Raw genomic sequence first — 8537 nt, 5'->3', positions numbered from 1 at the left:
GATCCGGATCAGGTTTATTTCAGCGATGGCATTACCGAAGATGTCATCACGGAGCTTTCAAGGTTCAGAGAGCTCACGGTGATTGCCCGCAATTCCTCATTCGCCTTTCGCGGACAGAGCATGGACCTGCGCCAAATCGGACGAACGCTCGGAGCGGAGTATGTCGTGGAAGGGAGCGTTCGTCGGATAGGAGATCGGGTGCGCGTCACGGCGCAGCTCGTCGAGTCAACGAGCGGGACACATCTGTGGGCCGAGCGTTACGATCGAGCGATGGAGGACGTATTCGCCATTCAAGAGGAGATCTCGCAGAACATCGTTGCGACCGTCGCCCAGCGTGTCCGGGACGATAGAGAGGTGTCGGCGCGGCGACGCCAGCCCGAGGACATGCACGCATATGACCTCTTCCTCCAGGCCAACCGCCTCTCCGACGACTTTACGCCCGGGAGCCAGGAACGAGTTCTTTCCCTGTTCGAGCGTGCAATCAAAATCGACCCGACTTTTGCGCGGGCTTACACGGGCCTCGCATATGCATATCTCAATCGCGCGATCGATAATGGCATCGGTGCGCCGCGGGAAAAGGACGAAAACAGGATAAAGGCACTTCGGTTTGCCGAGCAAGCGCTTATGCTCGATCACAATGATCCGAAAGTGCATTGCACACTTGGGTTCATGTGTCTGACCTGGCGGGATTTTGATCGCGCCGAACGTCACCTGGACTTAGCTCGATCCATGAACCCGAACGACCCGATAATCCAGATCATCTGGGCATGGATGCAAGGGGCCTTGGGCCGACCGGAACGTGGGCTGCCTGCCGCCCAAATTGCCCTGAGGATCAATCCGCGTCACCCAGGTTGGTATAACTATTATCTCTCGCACATCCTGTTCCAACTCGGGCGTTACAGTGAGGCCGCTGCGCTCCTCGAGCAAAGGACCTTCGATTCCCCGATAAGGCATCCGCGAGACATGGCTTGGCGAGCGGCCGCCTACGGTCATCTGGGTCGGATCGAAGAGGCCAAGGAATGTGGGGATGTATTCGTTCAGGCAGTGCGCACGCTATGGATCGGTCATCCAGCCGCGGGGCCGGCAGAATACGTCGACTGGCTTGTCGATGTGTCATACCTGCGGGAGCCGAAAGATGTGGAGCGCCTACGCGCTGGTCTGCGTCTTGCCGGGTTGCCGGCCTGAAGCAGCGCGCGGTTGCCGAACACCTCCTCATTTTGCAGGATGATTGTCACGGTCGTTTCGCCGTTTAGGGCGAGCCGGGGTCGAGCAGCTGCCGCTCACATTACTGTCGCTTGATCGCGTCCTTAAAATAGGACGCTACATCGCCGGAGCTGTCGGCGCGATGGCGTAGTTCCGTGGCAATCTGCTCAAGCGCCAAATCGAGGCAATATACAGTCTGGTGGGCGTCTAGATTTGCCGCGCTCTCACGCGCGAAGACCACCAGGCGGGTTATTGCGTGAAATTCTTCAATCTCGCTGTCGGTCGATTCCGTCAGACTAGAAACGGCCAAAGTGGCTTGTGCTGCTGTCATTTTCTGGCTCCGCAAAGTTGTTGAACCGATACTAGACCGAGCTCAGGGAAACTGCGCGTGACACAGGCGTGACACATCTTAGGATGGTTTGCTGCCGCCTTGCGTCATTGAATGGTGTTTCACCATTTCGTTCCAAAGAGTTGTGTGCTGGAACTGCCAATCCGGTTTGGGACTTGCTCGAATGGCAGTGCAGCGTGACATGGCAGACAAGAGCTCGATCGCATCGGTGCGTTTCAGGTTCACCTGAAAAGTTTGAAGCGCAGCATCAATCGAGCGCTTCCTGCCGTCCTCGATATCTGCGAGAAGTACAAGAGATTTCCAGGTGCGGTCCTTGAAGAAAAGGGCCCGGGCAGCTGTCTGCATACGGACGCCTTCCCCCGGGCTGATTACCCGTTTCTCGACCAGGTTTTCGATTGTGGCGGAAACGTTGACCAGGGGCTCGCTCAACGCAAGCCAGCCAAGTTCGGCCGGGCCGTGCACCTGAGCAACATCTGAATCATCAATGCGGGTTCCATTCAAATAATCTTGAAAAACCCTGCCGATACCGATCATTCCAAAAACGTGGCACTCCGCAGCTCTCAATGCGCCCATGCTGGCGGCACCCAAAACTGTGACGCCGGCGCTGAGCGCATAGAGGATTTCCTTATGCCATACCGGTGCGGTGTATTCGAAACCACCGTCCACGATACCGATGACGGTCGCACCTTCCTCCACGGCGCGAAAGACGTCGCCCTGGATCGCCGGTGCGCGCACGACAATATCGCCGGCAAGTTGCTGTGCATCAGGCAATGTCGGGCCTACGAAAACGCACTTCATCCAAAGGAGCCCTTGGATAAAGCGCGGGCGCCAAATCGTTGTGCACGGTCGCCTTCCGGATTTTCCAATCGCGGTGCGAGCACTTTTGCAACGGCGAACGGCCAGTGAGGATCACCAAGAGTAACCGCGATGATGGGACCCAGATCCAATCCCGCGAGGACGGCGACGATTTTGCTAAAATCCGAGCCACCAACTGCGGTTGTGAAATCTTGCGCAACGGGGCGAGGATGCACACGCAACAGATCGCGCGTTTGTTCCGCCAAGATTTGGCGGTAAACTGCCGGGTAGATGTCGTCCCGGGCACCGCTGATGAATGTCATGCGGGACTGAACTGCTTCGGTTATCGCTCGCAGAATGGCCTTGCGGGCCGAGGGGTGCGTACCCGCCCCGTAACTTGCATCGACGAAGCGTGGTTGGTTCACGGAAAGCGCTTCAACTGGCGCAACCAGCGCCGTGAAGGAGGGAACGCCAATATCACTGGTGATGTCGAACAAACGCAGAATGAGACCTGCGTTCTCGATGCGACTGACCAGTGAGGAAATGGCATTGCAGCTCACCGTCGCCGGATCCACACATGACGCTGTCCGTGCCCTGGCGTTTGACACCTGCCAGAGGACATAGGCGTCCCGCTCGATGCGCTCGCTGAGTGCATGAAATATTGCTTCTTCCAGCGTGTTTCCCGACGCCAAACCGTCCGACGACTGCCAATATCTGCAATCGAGTATCGTCCGATCGAGGACGACGGCATCAAACGGCACATGGACCGCGTCGCCAGAAATCAGGTCGTGGCCAACAACCCAGCGAATATGCTCATCGTCAGCGACAGGCGCTTGTCTTCTTCCCAGAAGCGACGGGAGTTTATCGAACCGCTTGCCCGTGCTTGCAAGGTTCTGCGGCGACGAATGGATGATATCGCAACGCGGTTGGGATGCGACGACCCGCTCAACGGCTTCCATGGCCGCGGATGCCCTCGCCTCATCGTCCGTGAGACCTTTGCCCTGCGCAACGACAATGGATTTTGCATTCGGCGTATAGGCACACCAAACGGGTATGCCTATACGATCCAGCCCCGTATGGCGGGCAAGACGGGTAATGCCGAATTCAGCAAAAAAGGAAGAAACGCGGTGAACGGTCTCCACCGGACTGCACACCCTGTCCTGCGGTTCCGTTTCGTGTAGCATCAGGTATCGAAAAGGCCCGCCGACACGGATGCTGCGGAGGCGACGGCTACAGCGAAGTCGACATCCTTGATCACCACGCCGCCGGAGGCGCGAAGCTGGCTGGCGGTTGCAAGCGTGCCGGTGACTTTGCCAAGCGGCGCGACGGTACCGGCGTCCACATCTGCGACATAAAGTTTCTCGTCACCGGGAAACCCAAATACAACGACTTTCGACATTTCTTTTCTCCTGTTGTTGAAATCTCAGTACCCGGCCTTGACGAGACCTTCCCGGTACAATTCCTTCTGCCACTGCTCCTTGATGGGCACAACCGCGAGCCACTTCTGCAAGTCGAATTGCGGATTTGCCTCCCGATCCTTTCGGCGATAGTGATGCGCCCGGCGCGTGTCCCCCAGCATGGCGCAACTTGCGGCAAGCAAACGATGCGCTGACGCCTGGTTGGACATACTCTGGATACGCGAAACCGCCTTGTCGAACGCACCGACAAAGTAGCTCGCGCCGGCGGCACACCAGAAATATTCATCGGGTCCAAGCGGATTGAGCGATATGGCCCGCTCGATCTTTTCCAGGCCGTCTCTCGGGCGTGATGCGTGAATGAGCGAGTCTGCAAAGCTGTATATCGCATCTGCGTAGTGTGGACTCAGTTCCTCTGCGCGGGCGAGCGCATCGAGGCTTTCGTCAAGCTGCCCCAGATAGAGCTTGGCCATGCCAAGTTCTTTGTAGCCGTATGCGATGTCGGGGTTGCGTTCGATTGCAGAGCGGGCACTCTCTTCTGCCTTGTGCAGCAACTCGACGTCACCGCGTGCCGTCAAAACCCATTCGATAGAGTAGGTTTTGGCAAGGCCGCTGAACGCGTGCGAAAAATCGCCGTTGTGTTGCAGCGCTTCCCGGAACGTCTTTCGGGCGCTGCGAATGGACGGTAAAGTAAGCTTGCTCATCTGCTGCACGCCCATGAGATATCGCTGGTAGGCGGCTGGATGAAACTCGTAATCCTTCAACGCCCGCTCGTTGCGCTTGAGCTCGGCGAGTATCCGGTCGGTGACGACCTCTGCAAGCGCCTTGCGATGCGACGACAGCAGCCCACGAGAAATTTCGAAACGGTCAGCAAAAATCACATTGTCGGACGGAACGAAGATGATCTGAACGAAGAGCCCGTCGCCAGTCAGCTTTGTGTCAACGACATAGGAAATGTCATGCTTTTCGAGCAGCAGGAACTTGTCGTCGCTGGCGCGAATGCGCTCCGCCGTATAGGGCGCAACGATCGAAAGCCCGCGGAGGGCACATAGCCCGATGGCGACATCATCGATCAGTGCACTTGCGGTGGGAAGATCCAGATTTAAGGAGTGGACGCCCACCGGCGGCAAGAGCGCGACACGCGGTAGTCTCGATACGTGGGCAGCGCCTTCAGTGTCCTCGAATTGGGGTGGTCCCTTTACGCTCTCCTGTTCCCCCACCCGTTCGGCTATCGTTAACCGGGGCCCAATCGATAGTTTGTCGCGAACCAGTTGATCATCCGGAAAACGCTCGAGGATGAAGAATGCAGCTTGCCGAGCCGCCGCGACCTCCGTGGCCGTGGAGATATCAGCCGAAGGATCGAGAAACCGCGCACGTACCAGTTCCAATTGTCTCTGACGCTGATCTTTCACCCAGTGGAGCGCCACTCCATCTGCCTCGCCCAGTTCGCCGAGGAACGTGCGGCTCATCAGATCGACAAGGGAAGACAACGGCACTGCCGCCTGTTGGGAAGGTCCCAGTACGTCGGCATCACAGGCGAAATCGTGTCGATTGAGGAAAACATGGGTCGCCGAAAAAGACAGCACCGTTTCCGGCGTCGTCCGAAGACGCGAAATCAGTTTCCGGAGGTTCGTGAACGCAAGGGCTCGGTCTCCGCTCCCCCAAAGGAAGTCGGCAGCCTCATCTCGGCTGATCTCCGAGAACGGGCTGCATGCCATGTAGGCAATGAGCAGCAGTCCTTTTCGAGGATATTTACACTCCTGCCCGGCAGCATCGAGCAGGCGTAACCTACCGAATGTCTGCAGGAACATTTGATTCACGGCGTTGCGGATGGTGAATTGATCACAGCGTCGGCGGCAGAAACGGTGTCATCGGCGTCTGCCATGGCTTTGGCCAGGGTGATGATGGTCTGGCGCACCCGTTTGCTCTTGATTGAGGTAAAGGCCTGGTTCAGTGCAACACCTTCTCGCGAGTGCAGAAAAGTGCCGATTTCATCGACCTCCCGCGTACTGCTATCGGGCTCCGGGGCCTGATCCTCGAAAAAATAGCTAACTGGTACACTCAACACCGTCGCGGCAACCATCAGTTTGCTTGCGCTGACGCGATTTGTGCCTTTTTCATATTTCTGAATCTGCTGGAAGGTAATACCCAAGCCCTCGCCCAGCTTTTCTTGGCTCATCCCCAAGACGAGGCGTCGCGACCTCAGACGATTGCCGACATGCAAATCGATTTGATGAGGTGAGTTCTTTACCATTTGCAGAGCTCCGAAATTATCACATTTCAATCATGCATTGACGCCAAGCAGCATGACAATTCTCGGAACAAATGCAAGCGTCCTGTCGGCGGCGCCCTGCTGCGCAAAAGCCGCCCGCCAGGTGTTTGATCGGCGGGTCTACATCCGGATAGCCGCGAGTTGTATCCGCTGCTCAGCAATCATTCTTGCGGCGTGCTCGATCAGGCGCCGGCGTTCGAAGGTTGATACCTCGTTGGCACCGATATCGCTCGCTCGCAAAGTCGGGAATGGCGGACGTCATCGATTGGCACTTTCAAAGCCGGCGTCAATGGCATGATTGGTCGACATGTGGCTGATGCAGCCATTTTCACCTGGTATGCCGATCATCACCAAACCATTCGAGGTTGCCTCGTTGAGCATGGGTGCTCATGCAAAGATCACCCTGATTTGGGTTTACTGACAGCTTGAGGGATTGGCGAGCGAATTAGCTAAATCTTGCCGAGGCGACGCGCGGCATCCATATAGATGCGATGACGCTTGATTCGAAAATATTCGTGGGCCTTAGATCTGCTCGCAAAAAGTCCGCTTCCGCCCGCGAACCCACTGGCCCGAGATGCCAATGGGACTGTTGTGAAAAGGTTGGCACGCATCGCGCCCCTGTCGGGCCCGGCGCTGAGGGCCTTTATCTGTTGTTCTGTCTTGAGCACGTCAAGGAATATAACCAGGGATACAGTTACACGACGGCTCCATCAAACGCGGACGTCGCTCGCTATCAAAGGGAAGCGACAGCCGGCAGCCGTCCGACCCAGGGAACGAGGGTCAGCCAAGCGACCGAAATCCCGATCCCATCGACTGTTCGCTCCGGTTCTGCAAAGGCATTGAATGCCCGTAAGACTGCAGCACAGCGCCAGGCGCAAAAGGCCGATCTCCAGAAACGAAAACTCAAGGTGCTCGAGGCCAAGGCTTTCGAAACACTCGGTCTTTCGCCGGAGGCGACACCGGAGGAAATCAGGAGCCGCTATAAGGAAAGGCTCAAAATGCACCATCCCGACGCCAACCAAGGCAACCGCAACTCCGAGGACGAGCTTCGGGCATCGATCGAGGCACATAAGATCCTTAAACTGAATGGATTTTGCTGAGGCTCACGCATTGAGCGCCTCGTAGGCCATCCAGTGTCAAGCGGAGCGTTTGCCCAGCGCTGCCTTCAAGAGGAGAAAGATCAGCCCCGTCACCTTCACTGGTGGCGGGGTTCTTGTTTCAGGAGATGACCAAGGCTGCCTGATCCGCTCCCGCCGGCGCTTTTCACCCCCTGCTCCGTTTCGATCAGGAAACCGGCCGCCAATGTCTGGAACTGCCGGCCCAAGCGCAAATGCCGCCGCTGATTAGTTCACCGCCAAAAACGCAAAAGGGGATGAGAAAACCTTTTCTCAGTTGACAAGTAGATTGGTAAAAGGTTTTCTCACGACAACTGAGGGAGGATGTTCTGCAGACCGGAGAAGCAAAAAAGCGGATTACGATCCATGATGTTGCCGCTGCGGCGGGTGTCAGCATCTCGACCGCGTCGAAAGCGCTGAACAATAACGGGCGCATGGGAGACGAGACGCGAGAGCGGGTCAAACGCGTGGCAAGCGAGATCGGCTTCCGTCCGAACGCCCTCGCCCGTGGCCTGCTCAGCAAACGCAGCTTCACCATCGGGCTCCTGACCAACGACACTTACGGGCGCTTCACGCTGCCGGTCATGGCTGGTATTTCGGAGGCGCTGGTCGATCACGGCGTCTCGGTCTTCCTCTGCGCGATTGAGGATGATCCGGCGCTGGGACAGATCCATGTCGAAGCCATGCTCGACAAGCAGGTCGACGGCATCATCGCCACCGGCAAGCGGCTGGACAGGCGGTTGCCCGTCGACCTCTCCAACCTACCGGTTCCGGTGGTCTACGCTTTTACCGAGGGCACGCCAAACAGCGTCACCTTCCGGTCCGACGATGCGCAGGGCGCAACGCTTGCCGTGGAATGGCTTTTGCGGATCGGACGGCGGCGGATCGCGCATGTCACCGGGCCGAAGGATTTCTTTTCGGTGCACGAACGTGCCGAGGCCTATAGCCGGGCGGCAGGTGGCGCCGAGCCGATAATGTACGGCGTCTGGTCGGAAAGCTGGGGCCATGAGGCAATCGCACAGATCTGGACGAGACCCGGAGAAAAGCCCGACGCGCTGTTCTGTGGCAACGACCAGATCGCGCGTGGCGCCGTGGATGCGCTGCGCGAACGGGGCATCAGGGTGCCGGAAGATGTGTCCGTCATTGGTTTCGACAATTGGGAGATTGTCGCAGCCCAAACGAGGCCGCCGTTAACGACGGTGGACATGGAACTGAAGGAACTCGGGCGGCGGGCGGGATTAACCGTTCTGGCGCTCGCAGAAGGACGGCCTGTCGAGCCGGGAGTGAGGAAACTGCCATGCCGGCTGGTCGTCCGGCAATCGTGCGGGGGTGATAGCCCGAGGGAATGAACAGGGCGTCAAGGAGGGAATGAACAGGGCGTCAAGGAG

Annotated in this window: 10 protein-coding genes; 3 read left to right on the top strand and 7 right to left on the bottom strand. The window is 57.7% G+C overall.

Annotated features, from left to right (window positions below; all coding sequences use genetic code 11):
- On the top strand, window positions 1-1185 hold a 1185-nt coding region (locus AC1D17_RS26415), incomplete at its 5' end, for a tetratricopeptide repeat protein (RefSeq protein WP_477568232.1).
- 100 nt (window positions 1186-1285) lie between these two features.
- Here the strand turns inward: AC1D17_RS26415 and AC1D17_RS26410 are convergent.
- The 7 genes from AC1D17_RS26410 to AC1D17_RS26380 all read right to left on the bottom strand — a co-directional run bounded on the left by AC1D17_RS26410 (window position 1286) and on the right by AC1D17_RS26380 (window position 6415).
- Window positions 1286-1534, bottom strand: coding sequence for a hypothetical protein (locus AC1D17_RS26410; RefSeq protein WP_477568231.1), 249 nt, complete (start codon window positions 1532-1534; stop codon window positions 1286-1288).
- 78 nt (window positions 1535-1612) lie between these two features.
- Entirely contained in the window at window positions 1613-2323 is a 711-nt protein-coding gene (locus tag AC1D17_RS26405) for a TfuA-like protein (RefSeq protein WP_477568230.1), read from the bottom strand.
- A gap of 23 nt (window positions 2324-2346) precedes the next feature.
- Entirely contained in the window at window positions 2347-3531 is a 1185-nt protein-coding gene (locus AC1D17_RS26400) for a YcaO-like family protein (RefSeq protein WP_477568229.1), read from the bottom strand.
- On the bottom strand, window positions 3531-3746 hold the full coding sequence (locus AC1D17_RS26395) for a hypothetical protein (RefSeq protein WP_477568228.1): 216 nt from the start codon (window positions 3744-3746) through the stop codon (window positions 3531-3533). Before AC1D17_RS26395 ends, AC1D17_RS26400 begins: the two co-directional genes overlap by 1 nt.
- Before the next feature lie 24 nt (window positions 3747-3770).
- Complete coding sequence (locus AC1D17_RS26390) at window positions 3771-5573, bottom strand: peptide antibiotic resistance protein (protein WP_477568227.1); 1803 nt, start codon at window positions 5571-5573, stop codon at window positions 3771-3773.
- Window positions 5574-5578: 5 nt separating this feature from the next.
- Window positions 5579-6016: a helix-turn-helix domain-containing protein gene (locus AC1D17_RS26385; RefSeq protein WP_477568226.1), complete on the bottom strand. Its 438-nt coding sequence runs from the start codon at window positions 6014-6016 to the stop codon at window positions 5579-5581.
- 276 nt (window positions 6017-6292) lie between these two features.
- Complete coding sequence (locus tag AC1D17_RS26380) at window positions 6293-6415, bottom strand: hypothetical protein (protein WP_477568225.1); 123 nt, start codon at window positions 6413-6415, stop codon at window positions 6293-6295.
- A gap of 110 nt (window positions 6416-6525) precedes the next feature.
- Here AC1D17_RS26380 and AC1D17_RS26375 point away from each other — a divergent pair, with 110 nt between their 5' ends.
- On the top strand, window positions 6526-7134 hold the full coding sequence (locus AC1D17_RS26375; protein WP_477568224.1) for a J domain-containing protein: 609 nt from the start codon (window positions 6526-6528) through the stop codon (window positions 7132-7134).
- 371 nt (window positions 7135-7505) lie between these two features.
- Complete coding sequence (locus AC1D17_RS26370; protein WP_477568233.1) at window positions 7506-8498, top strand: LacI family DNA-binding transcriptional regulator; 993 nt, start codon at window positions 7506-7508, stop codon at window positions 8496-8498.
- The last annotated feature ends 39 nt before the right edge of the window (window positions 8499-8537 follow it).

This window comes from Pararhizobium sp. P1_E7 (assembly GCF_056405855.1).
This window is presented reverse-complemented; position numbering and strand designations above follow the sequence as displayed.

What these genes read in the sequence shown, in the direction of transcription:
- AC1D17_RS26410 (WP_477568231.1), bottom strand. Translation starts at nt 1,534, where the DNA reads ATGACAGCAGCACAAGCCACTTTGGCCGTTTCTAGTCTGACGGAATCG.
- AC1D17_RS26400 (WP_477568229.1), bottom strand. Translation starts at nt 3,531, where the DNA reads ATGCTACACGAAACGGAACCGCAGGACAGGGTGTGCAGTCCGGTGGAG.
- AC1D17_RS26395 (WP_477568228.1), bottom strand. Translation starts at nt 3,746, where the DNA reads ATGTCGAAAGTCGTTGTATTTGGGTTTCCCGGTGACGAGAAACTTTAT.
- AC1D17_RS26390 (WP_477568227.1), bottom strand. Translation starts at nt 5,573, where the DNA reads ATGTTCCTGCAGACATTCGGTAGGTTACGCCTGCTCGATGCTGCCGGG.
- AC1D17_RS26385 (WP_477568226.1), bottom strand. Translation starts at nt 6,016, where the DNA reads ATGGTAAAGAACTCACCTCATCAAATCGATTTGCATGTCGGCAATCGT.
- AC1D17_RS26380 (WP_477568225.1), bottom strand. Translation starts at nt 6,415, where the DNA reads ATGCTCAACGAGGCAACCTCGAATGGTTTGGTGATGATCGGCATACCA.
- AC1D17_RS26375 (WP_477568224.1), top strand. Translation starts at nt 6,526, where the DNA reads ATGACGCTTGATTCGAAAATATTCGTGGGCCTTAGATCTGCTCGCAAA.